Genomic DNA, 14,448 nt, shown 5'->3' with positions numbered 1-14,448 from the left:
CTTAATAGTATATTAAAAGAAGTTTCACCCCAAAACAATCCTCCCCTCAACCTCCTTCAGCATACCTTTCCCAATCAAATCCTCCACACAAAACTTCACCACCGCATCAATCTGCGAACCTACTTTAGAAAAACCAAAAGTCTTGCAAACCGCGCGGATCAATTCCTCTTTATTCAGACTTAAACTCGAATGCATCAATTCCATCATCGCCACCGAAATTTCTTCAGGTGCAATCTCATCGATCAGCCTTTTTTCTGCGGAATTGTCTCTGTGAAAATCTAGATTTTCAGGCTGAGAATTTTCACTCCAATAAAATTTCTGGTAACTTTCCGTGGTTTGAATATTTGGAATCGTTGCTAAAGTTTCCAAAAGATAGGTATTCAGTTTTCCGCCGGCTCTTGAAGTATTCCAAAGCTTGAGAATCTTCCTGAACAAAGCATTCTGACTGATCGGCGATTCCGTATCGATGATGGTTTTTAACTGACTTAAAAGCGCCTGCCTGTTTTCAAAATGATAAATCGATTCTGAATTGGCATTGACTTTCGGAGTCAAATTTGCCGCAACATAAGAAATCATTTTCGAAGGTTTTTCTTCCTCCGAAACCTCACTCAGATAGATTTTTTCAGAAGTTTTCAGTTCGGTAATCTCTTCCTTTTTTTCTTTAACCTGAGTTTTGATTTTTTCTAATTCGACCTGAATTTTTTCAACAATTTTCTCTTTATTTTTAATCCAGTCCAGCGTCCATATTCTGAAAACATTCCAGCCAAGACCTTTCAGAACATTCGGAACGAGCAGTTCACGGTCATTGGTCGTGTGGATGTTAAAATAATTTTCACTGTCAAGCAAAATCGCCAGAAGATATTCGCTTTCGTTTTCAGGATCAATAATTCCGATATCGATTTTATATTCAGAAGTTCCGATGTTGGTTTTGATTTTCAGACCGTGTTCTTCAAGCGTTTTCGCAACAGCATTCACCATCAGTTTCTGCTGACTGACGGTTTGATTTGAGTTTTGATACACCAATCCTTTTTCAGAAAAGTTCAGGAAGTTTTTCAATCCTAAAACACCTTCCGAGCTGGTTCTGTTCATGTCAATCTGATCGCCTTTTAACGAAGAAAATACTTTCATTTCATAACGTGCTCTCGTCACAGCAACATTCAGTCGTCTCCAGCCACCATCACGGTTGAGCGGACCAAAATTCATTGAAACTTTTCCCTCTTCATCGGGTCCGTAGCCAATCGAAAAGAGAATAATATCGCGTTCGTCACCCTGTACATTTTCAAGATTTTTAATGAAAATAGGTTCTTCAGAATTGATTGCAAATTCTTCCAGATGCGGATTTTCCTGATATAATTTCTGCAGCAAATCTTCAATTAAACTTTGCTGAGTCTGGCTGAATGTCACCACACCAATCGATTTTTTATTCTGATTTTCGAGATGATTTTTAATGTATTCAATAATCGCTTCCGCCTCATTTTTGTTGGTTCGTGTTTTTCCTTTGTCATAAAATCCGTCGATAAATTCAAACGTCACCTTTCGGTTTAAATCATCCGGAGATGGGAAAGTGAGCAATTTATTATCGTAAAAATGAGCATTGGAGAAAGAAATTAAACTTTCATGCTTGCTTCGGTAGTGTCGCAGCAAATAATTCGATGGAATTGAAAGCGCTAAACAGTCATCCAGAATACTTTCCAGATCTTCCAGTTCAAAATTTTCTTCATCCACTTTTTGGGAAGCAAAGAAACTCGTCGGCGGCATCTGTTTCGGATCGCCTACAATAATTGCCTGCTTTGCCCTCGCCAAAGCACTGACCGCCTCAGAAGTCGGCAACTGCGAAGCTTCATCGAAAATCACCAAGTCAAAATGCTCTTCATTCACATCAAAATACTGCGCCACCGAAATCGGACTCATCAGCATACACGGTTTCAGCCTCGGAATCAAAGTCGGAATCTGATCAAATAATTTTCTGATGGACAAACCTCGACCTCTATTTCGAATCGCTTTCTGCAAAATCCCAATTTCAGAGCTTTGAACCGCTTCCTGAGAAAAATTCGGGATTCGGTCGCTGAGTCTCATCGTCAGCTGATTTTTCGTGAGTTCCGTAAATTCTTTATGTAGATTTTTATATTGTTGAATCTGGGATTCGTAAATATTGGCATCAAAACCATTCAAAGTTCCGGAGCTGTAAATGGTTTTTATAAATAAATTCAGATGAATGATTTTTTCAAATTCAAGTTCGAGAGATTCTGTATCGAGCCAGCCTTTTTCAAGGAAACCGATGAACCAGTTTAAGTTTAAATCCTGTGCTTTTTCCTTTAAACCATTAAAATTAATCCAGTCTTCCAGCTGATGAATATTCTGTACAACCGTCTGCAAATCGGCTTCATTAGGGATTTCGTCTACATATTTCAATAAATTATTTTCTGCAGCGTAAAGTTCTTTCAGCTTATCAACATGATCAGAAATATTCAGACTGTTGTTTTGTTTTAATGAAAAATCTTTCAGCCATTCAGGAAAATTTCTGATGGCTATTTTTTGGGCTAAATCTTTCGCATTTTCAATGGTTTTTAAATCTTTCTCAATCGCAGAAACGTCAAACGAATTTCCGTTAAAATAAAGATTCGTCACCGGTGAAACTGCGTTGTAATGAAGATTTGAAAGTTGATTTTTAAGATGCTGGTAATTTTCAAGCTTCTCAAAAAGTCCGTCAATCTGCACATCAGATTCTATTCCTGATTTCGCATAACCGTTCAGTTGCTGCTTTACTTTCCTTTGTTTAAGCCATTTCGGAATAAACCAAGTGTGTTTAGCCTGATTCCACAACAATTTTAATGAAGCAAAATCAATATTTAAAATGGACGAATTAAAATTCGATGTTATCTGACTTTCAATTTGCTGAAACTGCGTTTGCTGCGTCATCCAATTCTTAAATAAATTCAATTGACCTTCGTTAAAAACCAAATCAACCAAACCGGATTTTACAGGATTATCTTTTAAAAACTCAAGGATTTCCACACTGTCCGCATTGGAAACTTCCTCGAGCTGGAACTGCTTTTTAATCTGTTCCGCTGCATTTTTCTTTTCATTAAACTGAGAAATCGCCGAGAGAATCAGGTTTTTATTTTCAAACTGATGATTTGAAGTTTTTATCGGCCGTAAAGCATGAAGCGAAGGTTGACCGATTTTCTGCACAATCGATGCAAAGGGAATGAGCCAGTCTTTCCACTGATTCCAGTTGAACACATCGGCACTTTCCAAAGGAAAATTGATGTGGAAACGTTCATCGGCCTGTACGTGATTGGTTTCCAGAAAGGCAATCGTATCAAATAAACTCCAGCCAATAGGGAATTTCTGATGAAGGTCATTCACATATTTTCCAAGTTCTTTTCTGCGCTCGTCGAGCCGTTTTGCTTCTTCGTTGTAATCGGCATTGATTTTATATTTCGGAACTTCCAACGTTCTTTCAAACTGCTTCAGAACATCCGACTTTTTAGATTTATTGGAATGCAGTTCGAGACAAAATGCTCCCAAACCAATGTTTTCCAGACGGTGGTGAACCACATCCAAAGCGGCCTTTTTAGCAGCCACAAAAAGCACTTTTTTATCATTCGACAAAGCATCGGCAATGATGTTGGTAATCGTCTGCGATTTTCCCGTTCCCGGAGGTCCGTGAAGGATGAAACTTTTGTTAAGATTGGCATTTTTTACGGCATTCAACTGAGAATTATCGGACGAAATTGGCAAAACCAATTCAGACGCTGATATATTTTCAAGACTTTCTGCGTCATTTTCCACGCTTTCCAAAGTTCCCGTCAAACGTCCGTCAATCAGACTTTTCACAATCGAAGATTTCTGAATTTCTTCGGAATATTTTGAAATATCCTGCCAAAGAATCAATTTATTGAAAGAGAAAATTCCCAAAACCAACTGCTCCAAAACATCCCAACCTTCTAGGTTCAGAACGGCATTTCTGATAATCGCCAGAACTTTCGGAACATCAACGCCCGATTCGTCCATCGGAAGATTTTCGAGGCTGTTGATATTGAGTTTAAATTCCTGTTTTAAATATTCCAGCAGCGTAATATTGATCATGGTTTCCTCCTCACGGCTTCGAAGCGTAAATTTAGAATTTACCGATTTTCTCGACAGCTCCACAGGAATCAATAAGATCGGAGCCAATCGTGGAACGTCTTTATTTTTAGGTTCAAACCATTTTAATAATCCAATTCCTAAATACAGCGTACTTTTTCCATTCTCTTCTTCGGCAAGTTTTGCGCTTCTGTAAAGGTTGGTGAGAATATTGTCGAGGTCATCCTGATGATAATACGTTAAAAGTCGGTTGTATTTAAACTCATCTTCAGCGAGTTTAAAAAGCGGCTGCGACTGATGTAAAGGTTCGCTGTACAAACTGTATTTTCTCAAAACCGCCTGATTGTTGTCGGGATGAATGGTGAAAGATTTTCCGTCGGCGAGGCTGTCTTCGAGCACATTGATTTTCGTATCGATCAACTGGAGCATGCTTTTGGTAAAGCGCAGATTCAGAAGGTTGTTTCTGAGCGAAAGATCGAGCAGTTTTCTTTCCCAGACTTTTTGTTTGGTTAAATTTGAAAAATCCGTCAGTTCGAGGTCATCGTACTGCGTTCCCAAATCAAAATCCTGATCGAGTTTCGTTGAGTGTTGAATTGAACTGAAATCCTGAGTATTTACCGTTTCATTTTTCAGAAGTGGGAGCGGAGAAATTCCCGCCGACCGTGCGTTTTTAATATCTAAAGACAACAGAAATCTTGAAGAATCCATCAGTTGGGTTTCAGCAGAATTCATCGCATCTTTGAACGAAATGTTGCTTCCTCTGCAAAGACTTGTTGATTCAATTAAAGCAATTTCCTTTATTCCCGAAGCAATTCTTTTGGAGATTGCTGCCTGATCAAAGTTAACCATTCCGTCAAACCGCTGATCATCCAACCATACTCCGACAAAGGCGTGACCTTCCGTTACCACGATAATGGGGTTGAGATCAATCGCTTCCAGACAAGCTGCAAACAAAAGGGAAATATCAATACAGTTTCCGAATTTTGTTTCCAAAACAGTGTCTACAAGTCTGATTCTTTGTCCGTTCTTCTCAAAACTTGGCGGCATCGCACTATAAATTAAATCCAGATTCTGAATGGATTTGTAAATCGCCGAAACCATCTGCAAAACCCTTTCCTTGCTTTTTTGCTGATAGCCTTCAAACGACGGCGTGAGTTTATTTCTCGCTAAAATATCAATCGCATCGGCTTTCAGTTTGTACAGCGAAGTATTATTTGAAAGAACATACGAAGCCAGAAGTTGAGGATACGACTGTAATCCACCGAAATAATCCATCGGCAGCACTTCGATGCTGAAAGTTTTTTCATAAATCGATTCACCGTCTTTAAAAACCTGAATTTTTATCTGATCTAAATCTTTTTCCGTTAGTCTTTTCAGCAAAGCATTATCAAAGACAAAATTGAAAAGCGAGATTTTGTACAGTGCATTTGCCTTGATTTTATCGATATAAACATCGTATTTTTCAAATAAACCTAAAGATGAAGTGATCTGAAGATTGAGATTTTCAAAATCTTCAGTCACGTCTCTGAAAGCAATGCTTTGAAGAAAAGGATATTGGTTTAAACAAAAAGTATAGTTGAAATATGGGCTGTGCTGTATCTGTAAGTCAAAGGGAATAATCTGATTCATAAATGTTTTTTGTGATTGTCACTCTCTTTTTTGGGAGATAATGCAATTTAGAAATAAAACAGATATTGACAAAATGGTTTTGTCCGACATAAATTATTCATTATTAGTACAAAAATCTAAAACATTTTTGAAATAACTCTCAAGATTTTCAAATTCATGTTCGCCTGCCATCCAATTTGCAAATTTCCAGTATTTCCATTTGGCATCCTTATCTTTGGGTGGGATTAAAAGAAAATATTGTTCTTCATCTTTTCCTCCAACTAGGATACTATTTTTAAGTTCGGGTAGCTGATATGCATTAATAGCCCCTTCATCTACGTTTTTTAAATAGTCGATCTCTTCAATCTTCATAAAGGTCGGCTCGACGGAATCCGGAGCAGAAAATCCATTTGTAATTTTAAGAAAATTTTTATAGTCTTCTGGCAGAATTATATTTAGTTTTTTCTCCGCTTCAGTAATATTCTCGCTATTCGCAGAATCAAATCCTAGCCATTGGTTTTGAATCTGTATTTTTGTGAGAAAGTGATTTTGCTCCCCGTTTTTTATAGCTAAAAGTGAAATAGCAATTAATATTTCTTTCATGGTAATTTTTTTTAGAATCTTCAATTATTCCAAATATACAAAATTTCATTCCCTTCTCCTCCCATTAAACATCAAATCAAGCGCAAGATAGTTCACATCATACGGATGATTTCCTCCCACAAGATTATTCATATAACCAATATCAAAAGTCACTGAAGAATTTTTTGGCGTTACAGAATAATAGGCTAAAACCGGCTTTCATGATATTGCAAATCACTCCATTCTTTTGAAAGCGCGTCTTTTTCTGTTGAAAATAATTGTTCAGAACTTAAAATCAGTTTTTTGGAAGCATCTTGGTTTAAACCGATACTTAACTGCAACCGAAGTCGGGTTCTTAAGGCAAAAGATTCTGCATCTTCGAGACTTTTTGGAGCGAAAAATTTTCTGAATTCCTGTCTGAAAGTCGGTGTTATTTTGAATTTTTTACTTTTAAAAGCATAAGATAATCTTCCGTACAACCTGATTTCCTGTTGATCAACCGTTTTTCCGTTGGAAGGAATTATTTCTTTTTGATCTCTCAAACTTAAAGCAAAAGAATATTTAAGATTGTTCTTCAACTGATGGTAAAATTCCTGATTGAGAGCAAAAATGGCTGGTTTTTCAATTGGGTTTAAAGAATTTCCACTCGTTCTTCCCATTCCCAAATACGTCATCGACTGCTATTTTTTATTCTGTTTTTGTTTAAATCCCGCAGCAAACCAGCTCGCCGTTTTGGAATGTCCCAAACCCGGCGGACTGATCTGTGCAGAAAGATTTAACCCTAAAAAAAGTAATACTAAAACACTGGAAAATCTCCTCATCTTAATCTTCTTTTTTCTGCAGAATTCTTCCCTGAGCGTCAAAAACAACTTTCCATTCTGTAGAATAATTTTTCAGTTCGGCTTTGTACATTATTTTTCCATTGTCGGAAATTCGTTTTACATCATCCACTCTGTATCCTGAATAATACTTATTGATGGTGGCTAAAACCGATTTCGGAAGATTGTTTTTGGCAATCTCTTCTTCATGAAAGACCATTTTCCCATCTCTTGAATAAAGAATTTTATGATCATCTCCTAAAAATCCGGTTTCAAATTCCACTTCATAAAGATTACCTTTAATTTCCCAATCAATGTCTGAAGCTTTTGGGAAGGACTTTTGAAAATGGTTTAAAATAACCGACGGAACTTCATTCTGATGAATATCCTGTGCTGAAAGCTGGTTAAAACTTAAACCTAAAATGCTGATGGCTACAATTAAATTTTTCATAATGTAAATTTTATACAGCTAATTTCCGACATGATTCTGGAAACATTTGGGAACAGGATTTTAAATCGAGCATTTGTATTTTTAAACCATTAAGATTTATTAAGTTGTGAATTTTAATTAAGAGAAATAAATTTCTTCAGAATTTGTCTCTCGCTGATCAGACAGATTTAGCAGATTAATAAAATAAGCGAGAGTATAAATTTTATCTCTGATAAAATCCTTGCGCCTTACAGTTTGAAGTTATAAAGAAAAATTTTGCGCCATTGCGTTTAACCAATATTTTTCATATCATTACATACTATGGAAAGACTAAAATTAATTACCGCAATACTAATATGCATTCTGTTTCAACAGATGATAAATGCACAGAAAACCAAAGAACCAATCAATTACACCATTGAAAATTGTGTCAATGAATTTGATGTTTCAAAAGCCACAAAGACAAAAGTTGGATATCAATATTATTTTGGAGATAAAAATTTTACCGAAGAAAACACTTTGAAAATGAGTATTGTAGAGCCCGGAAAATCTACACACGCTCCACACCGTCATCCCGAAGAAGAATTTTTTTACATTCTGGAAGGAAAAGCAACTTTTTATCTTGATGGAAAAACAAAAACAGTCGGTCCGAATACAAGTTTGTATTGTCCGCCCAACTCAGAGCATGGAATCAGTAATGCAGGAACAACTGATTTGAAATATTTGGTGATAAAAAAAGACTTAAAGTAATTTTTCATACTGATTAAACAATTAATGAATTTCCTTACTTAAAATAACCTTGTTTTACAGTTTGTTTGTCATTCCGTAGGAATCTCAACACACTGAGAATAAAACCGTATAGATTCCTACGGAATGACAAAGTGGCTGCTTATTTTACATTCTGACAATCATAATACAGATTTAGCAAATTATTTAGATCAGCTTTATCAACAAAATCTGCGAGAGTTCAAATTTTATCTCTGATAAAATCCTTGCGACTTAAATTTTGATGTGATAAAAAAAACACTTGCGCCCTTGCGTCTAACCAAAAATGTATTAAAAAAATCAAGGCTCATACACCAATCTAAAAAAAGAAGAATTGTTCTCATGATCATGATTCAAAGGAATTCATGTGACAACGCCTACCGCAAAATGAGAATCCAGCTTGATTTTAACCTGTGGTCGTAAAGTCACAGCCATTTTTCCGTGACTGATTTCCTTATTCACTTCCACGCCAATAAAATGACTTGTATTAGGAAGTGTATACATCACAGAACTGTTGATTTCCCAATCTACCGAAGTTCCATTTTCTCCAAACTCGTGCTGAATGGCAGGATAAGTATAAACCAAAGTATGAATACTTGAACCCCATCTTTTCGCCGCCACAAAAAACGGACTGTACGTTAATCCCGTAATGAATTTTCCTTTACCATAATTTTTAAAATCATTAAATTCTAAAACCTGTGTATAACCAATTGCTAGAGAAGTTTTAGCCTTTTCTGAAACAAAAAAAGAATACTGCGCAGAAAACCGGATTCCATCTAAACGGTTTCCGGGAATTTGTTCTTTTGCTGTTCCGTTTTTTGGACTGAAAAATGAAAAATCGGTTTCTACTTCAAGACCTAATCGGTTGATGGGAGCAAATTCGTATTCCGCCAAATATCCGTTTTCTCTGTAATTTTTTGTGTTTGAAAAATCGGCTCCTATGTTGAATTCTTTTTCACCTTTTCTGGCTCCGAGATCTCTCACCAAATCCTGAAAAATGGGTTCTGCATGAGAAACCTTTACGGGTTTAGATGAAGTTTGTGACATTGCTAAAAAGCATCCCAAAAATTGAATAGTTCCGAGTATTAAAATCTGTTTCAGTGTTTTCATACTGCAAATCAACAGCACGAATCGGGAAAATTTTGGGAAGAAATCTGGAAAGAAGTGGGAATTTGGATTTTTTGGTAAAAAGTAAAAAGTAAAAAGTAATTTTGCCTAGCTTCTAGCTTCTAGCTTCTAGCTTCTAGCTTCTAGCTTCTAGCTACTAGCTTCTAGCTTCTAGCTTCTAGCTACTAGCTTCTAGCTTCTAGCTTCTAGCTTCTAGCTTCTAGCTTCTAGCTTCCAACTTCTAAAACTTCACTTTAAATTCGTGCATTTCATTTTTAAATTCATATGAAACAGAAAATCCATACAACTCAGCAATCGCTTTTACAATCGCCAATCCCAAACCTGTTCCTGATTGATTTTGTTGATTTTTCTGGAATCTTGTGAAGATTTTTTCCTGCTCTAAAGTTTTCGGAACTCCTGTGTTTCTTACTATTAAATAATGTTCAGAAATTTCAACTTCCACTTTTCCGTTTTTGATGTTGTGGAAAATAGCGTTTCGCAGAAGATTGGAAACTATGATATTAATCAAAGCTGAATCGGCATTTACTGAAAGTTTTGCATTTTCTTTAGATGAAATTTTAACCTCTTTGAAATCGGCAATATCTTCAAGATCGGTGATGTTTTTAGTGACGATTTCGTTTACTGAAACTTCTTTATTGTCAAAAAACTGTTTATTTTCAATTTTTGTTAATAGTAAAAGTGATTTATTGAGACGAACCAGTCTTTCTATAATTTCTAAAATTTCCGCAATTTTTTCTGCCTGATTGTCGGTGAAATTTTCCCTTTCCATCAACAGTTCGAGCTTACTGATGGCAATTGCTAAAGGTGTTTGAAGTTCGTGAGAAGCGTTTCCGATGAATTCTTTTTGTTGCTCGTACGTTTTTTCACTGTAATCCAAAAGCGTGGTCACGGCATCCTGCAAATCTGAAAATTCTTTGGTTTTTGTCTCTGCTTTCGGGAAGTTTTTTCCAGCTCCAAGACGGTAATTTTTTAAGTCATAAAGTAAATCGTAGAATGGTTTCCACAATTTTTGAAGCACCAAATTGTTGATGACTAAAATGCTGAAAATCAAAAGTACATACAAACCTGCGGCATCCCAAAGCAACTCTTTTACAAGGTCATCTTCTTCCACCATATTGTTGAAAATTTTCAGCTCATAAAAATTTTCATTCTGTTCAAAAACTGTCGTTAAAACCCGCACAGGTTCCAGTTCAGGAGCTTCGTCATCGGCATCCTGGGCGTAAATTTCTGTGTCTTCGTAGGTATCTTTAAAATGCAGCGCTTCTTTTTTACTGATAGGATTTACCGAAAAAAAACCTTCATCAAACGTTTTCTGATGCAAAATCGTAGAGTCTTTTTCGGCTCTGGAAACAATCTGTCGTTTGTAATTTTCTAGCTCTTCATCTACACTGTCTTTAATTTCGTCGAGCATATTAAAATAAAACACGACCGACCAAAGACTTATGATAAGCAATAGCCAAGACATGAGGTGGAGAAGAGATCGGTTGAGGAGTTTCATTTTTCTTTCAGTTTGTAGCCGATTCCGTAGATGGCTTCGATTTCTATTTCAGCGTCGCTTTGCTGAAGTTTTTTTCTTAAATTTTTAATCTGATAATAAATAAAATCAAAATTATCTGCCTGATCGATATTGTCGCCCCAAACGTGCTCTGCCAAAGCAGTTTTCGTTACCAAACGGTTTTTATTGAGCAGGAAATAATTCAGAATATCAAATTCTTTTCTGTTGAGTGCAAGATTTTCTCCTTTTACCGTCAACGTCCGTTCTGTAAGATCCATTTCAAGATTGGAAATTACGATTGAATCTTTGCCATCGAGGTTTTTTCTGCGCAGAACGGCTTTTATTCTTGCGTTGAGTTCGGCATTGTGGAAAGGTTTGGTTAAATAATCATCAGCTCCGAGTTCAAGACCTTTCAACTTATCATCCAAAGAATCTTTTGCAGAAATAATAATGACGTTTTCAGATTTCCCTAAATCTTTCAATTGCTGTAAAAGCTGAAGTCCGTTTCCACCGGGAAGCATGATGTCTAGAAGGATACAGTCGTAATTATACAAACCTATTTTTTCACTTGCGGTATCAAAATCTTCGGCAGTTTCAATAAGATACTGCTCCTGAACCAGCGAATCACAAATCGATTTTAAAAGCTCTTTTTCGTCTTCAACAACAAGGATTTTCATGCAACAAATGTAGAGAATGATTCTGGAAAGAGTTGGGAATTTAGAATTAAACTCAAACCTTATCTCATCCAGCCTTCAACAATGTAATTTTTCTGATTCACTTTATATTCTTTATCGTTATTTGGCGTGTACCAAAGTTCAATTCTCGCACCGTATTTATCTCCCCAGGAACCTTCATAAATTGTAAATTGTCCGGTGTAAATCGTTTCTGAAGGTTTCCCCACAACAATTTTCGAACGTTCGTTTATCTGTTCTGCTGACAACCTCTCGTTTGAAGTTATTTCAAATGCTTTGATGAAAAAGTATCCTGCAACTTTTGGTTGATGATTTGTGTAAAAATGATAAATTCCAGGCTGAGAAATTTCCGCTAATCTAAAATCGTTTTGCTTTAAATCTTGTGCAGTAATTTCTTTGTCAACAGGTGTTTCAAATTTTATATTTTTTGGAATTGTTTTGTCTGCGCCATAAAAATCGGGCGGAGAAAACGTAAAATATAGAGAAACGGAAAAGAACAAAAAAGCAGAAACAATAATTTGAGGAAACAGCAGATACCATTTATTAATAACGATTTGAACAATTGCAGAAATTATGTTACCCAAAACATTGAGATAGAAAATGGCTAATGAAAGATCAACAATATCGTCTTTTTTCAGAAGCATTCCCAATTCGAAAATCGTGTAAGGAATTAAATAAGCAACAATGGGAATCCACCAAACAAGAAAGTATTTTTGTAAGTATTTCATTTAAGAATTTCAATTTAAACCTTATTAAGCTGCTTTAAAAATTGCTTTATTTCATCCGACTTCTGCGTACCAATCAACAGTTTTTTACCATCTTTAAAAACGAGTTGAAGTCCTAAATTTCCTGAAATATTATAGGCTCTACCGCGTCCGAAAAATCCAAATCTTAAGCCCCAACCGCCGTAATCCATTAACGGAGAATATTCTCTTATGTAAGCTTTATCAATATTTTTCCATGGGAAATATTTGAACTGTAAATGGAACGGAAATAAGCGAACTCTTATCCCCAATTCGTCGATTTTTGTTTCTAATTTAGTGAAGTAAAAGAGCAGGAAAATGAATACAGATACTGATGAAGTGATAATCAATTCTGTGGTGGAAAAATACGCAGTATTTTCGATTAAATTATAGAAAGAAAAACCTACGACAAATAGGATAATCAGCCAAAGCCACCATTGTCTGAAGCGCTGTATTTCGTAGAATTCGGTTTTCTCGGCCATTGGATTAATTTATTATAAAGGTAAATATTTTTCTTTTGCCTTGCTGCAAAAGAAACAAAAAATAAAGACTGGAAATTCTGGCTAAAATTTCAAATGATTTTCTAAAATTTCCAAACTCGGCGGAAAGAACGACTTGAAATCTCAAAGGAATATTGTTTTCGCCACTCAAACAGTGGAAATTTTTTAACTAAAATAATTTAAAATTTCTTCACGCCTCCATTTCCTAAGTGATCAACAAAATCAGCAAAAAGTTTTTAAATTTTTTCAAAGATAAAATCCTTGTGCCTTAGAGTTTGAGATTGTAAAATTAAAATTGCGTTTTAGCGATTAACCATTTTTACCTCAAAACGGTTTTTAAGAAACATTTAAGGTTTAAAAATCAGATTATATTCAGAATATTTTTACTTTTGATAAAACTACATTTTATGTTCAGACAAAAAATATTGAAACTGGGTTTGAGTTGTGCAATCGTTTGCATTGCTGCGGATTTTATGAATGCGCAGACTTCAGTTCAGGTCAAAAATACTCAGGATTTTGCAAGAAATGAAGTCGTTTCTGTTTCAATCAAGCAATTGAAAGCATTTTTAGGGAAAAATAAAGGGGAAGATTTAAGAATAAAAGATGCCCAAAACCAGTATTTGCCGATTCAGTGGATCGATAATGACGGCGATGGGAAGAATGATGAACTTCTTTTTCAGGCAAAACTGGATGCGAAAAAAACAAATTCGTACACAATCATTGCAGATGCAAATACACCAATTCCTGAGAGTCCGGTGACAACGTATTCCAGACTGGTTCCGGAAAGAGTCGACGATTACACGTGGGAAAATGATAAAATTGCGTTCAGAGTGTATGGCCCGAAAGGTCAGGCTGAAGCGTTGGCAAAAGTGAAAGGAAGCACACTTTCCAGCGGTGTCGATATTTGGTTTAAAAGAACTGAAAAATCGGTTATCAACGAATGGTACAAAGGGTATCTGACGGATCCAATGTATTATCACAAAGACACGAGAGGTGAAGGTTATGATCCTTATCACGTCGGAGACAGCCGCGGAACGGGAGGAATTGGAATCTGGAAAGATGAAAAGCTTCAGGTTTCCCAAAACTTTGTAACGTCAAAAACGATTGCTGAAGGTCCGTTGAGAACGGTTTTTGAACTGACGTATGCACCGTGGAGCGAATTTGGAGTGAAAGAAACAAAAAGAATTTCTCTTGATTTAGGTTCTAATTTCTCTAAGTTTGAATCTACTTTCGAAACTGAAAAACAAGTTCCCAATTACACGGTAGGAATTACTTTACATAAAAATGAAGGCGAATCTAAACTCAATGATCAGGCTGGATATTATCTGCACTGGGAAAAAATCGATGATGCTTTTGTAGGCGAGGGAATTGTTATAGATCCTAAAATTGTTCAGAAATCTATGGCTCACAAATCTGAAATTCCTGACCAGAGCAATTTGTTGGTTGTAACGAAACCTCAGAAAAAACTGACTTATTACGCAGGATTTGCATGGCAGAAAAGCGGACAGATTCAGACCCAGAAAGATTGGGAAAATCTGCTGCAGAAGCAGGCGAAAATTGTTGCCAATCCGCTTATTATTACTCTTAAATAATTTAAA

At 36.0% G+C, this 14,448-nt stretch carries 11 protein-coding genes; 2 read left to right on the top strand and 9 right to left on the bottom strand.

Annotated features, from left to right (window positions below; translation table 11 throughout):
- Positions 1 to 24: 24 nt before the first annotated feature.
- The 4 genes from OF897_RS10210 to OF897_RS10195 form a co-directional block, all read right to left on the bottom strand.
- Entirely contained in the window at positions 25 to 5,718 is a 5,694-nt protein-coding gene (locus tag OF897_RS10210) for a DUF3320 domain-containing protein (protein ID WP_267265585.1), read from the bottom strand.
- A 93-nt stretch (positions 5,719 to 5,811) separates the two neighbouring features.
- On the bottom strand, positions 5,812 to 6,300 hold the full coding sequence (locus OF897_RS10205) for an SMI1/KNR4 family protein (RefSeq protein WP_267265584.1): 489 nt from the start codon (positions 6,298 to 6,300) through the stop codon (positions 5,812 to 5,814).
- A 185-nt stretch (positions 6,301 to 6,485) separates the two neighbouring features.
- Positions 6,486 to 6,953 carry a DUF2490 domain-containing protein gene (locus OF897_RS10200; protein ID WP_267265583.1) on the bottom strand — a complete coding sequence of 156 codons (468 nt, stop codon included), beginning with the start codon at positions 6,951 to 6,953 and terminating at the stop codon, positions 6,486 to 6,488.
- A gap of 148 nt (positions 6,954 to 7,101) precedes the next feature.
- Complete coding sequence (locus OF897_RS10195; RefSeq protein ID WP_267265582.1) at positions 7,102 to 7,548, bottom strand: PepSY-like domain-containing protein; 447 nt, start codon at positions 7,546 to 7,548, stop codon at positions 7,102 to 7,104.
- Positions 7,549 to 7,848: 300 nt separating this feature from the next.
- Between OF897_RS10195 and OF897_RS10190 the strand changes: the two genes are divergently transcribed.
- Positions 7,849 to 8,277: a cupin domain-containing protein gene (locus OF897_RS10190; RefSeq protein ID WP_267265581.1), complete on the top strand. Its 429-nt coding sequence runs from the start codon at positions 7,849 to 7,851 to the stop codon at positions 8,275 to 8,277.
- Between the two features lie 378 nt (positions 8,278 to 8,655).
- Here the strand turns inward: OF897_RS10190 and OF897_RS10185 are convergent, their stop codons facing one another.
- From OF897_RS10185 to OF897_RS10165, 5 genes are all read right to left on the bottom strand, one after another.
- A complete protein-coding gene (locus tag OF897_RS10185) occupies positions 8,656 to 9,402 on the bottom strand; it encodes an HAEPLYID family protein (protein WP_267265580.1) in 747 nt (248 codons plus the stop codon).
- A 238-nt stretch (positions 9,403 to 9,640) separates the two neighbouring features.
- Entirely contained in the window at positions 9,641 to 10,918 is a 1,278-nt protein-coding gene (locus OF897_RS10180; protein ID WP_267265579.1) for a sensor histidine kinase, read from the bottom strand.
- Positions 10,915 to 11,592: a response regulator transcription factor gene (locus tag OF897_RS10175; protein WP_267265578.1), complete on the bottom strand. Its 678-nt coding sequence runs from the start codon at positions 11,590 to 11,592 to the stop codon at positions 10,915 to 10,917. Before OF897_RS10175 ends, OF897_RS10180 begins: the two co-directional genes overlap by 4 nt.
- A 59-nt stretch (positions 11,593 to 11,651) precedes the next feature.
- Positions 11,652 to 12,335: a hypothetical protein gene (locus OF897_RS10170; protein WP_267265577.1), complete on the bottom strand. Its 684-nt coding sequence runs from the start codon at positions 12,333 to 12,335 to the stop codon at positions 11,652 to 11,654.
- A 14-nt stretch (positions 12,336 to 12,349) separates the two neighbouring features.
- Positions 12,350 to 12,832, bottom strand: a complete 483-nt coding sequence (locus OF897_RS10165) for a hypothetical protein (protein WP_267265576.1) — start codon at positions 12,830 to 12,832, stop codon at positions 12,350 to 12,352.
- A 425-nt stretch (positions 12,833 to 13,257) separates the two neighbouring features.
- On the opposite strand from OF897_RS10165, the gene OF897_RS10160 reads away from it, so the two are divergent.
- Positions 13,258 to 14,442 carry a DUF4861 domain-containing protein gene (locus OF897_RS10160; RefSeq protein ID WP_267265575.1) on the top strand — a complete coding sequence of 395 codons (1,185 nt, stop codon included), beginning with the start codon at positions 13,258 to 13,260 and terminating at the stop codon, positions 14,440 to 14,442.
- Positions 14,443 to 14,448 lie beyond the last annotated feature (6 nt).

It is taken from the genome of Chryseobacterium formosum (assembly GCF_026460885.1).
Taxonomy (GTDB): domain Bacteria; phylum Bacteroidota; class Bacteroidia; order Flavobacteriales; family Weeksellaceae; genus Chryseobacterium; species Chryseobacterium formosus.
The sequence above is the reverse complement of the archived record's forward strand: the minus strand, read 5'-3'. Positions and strand labels throughout refer to the sequence as shown.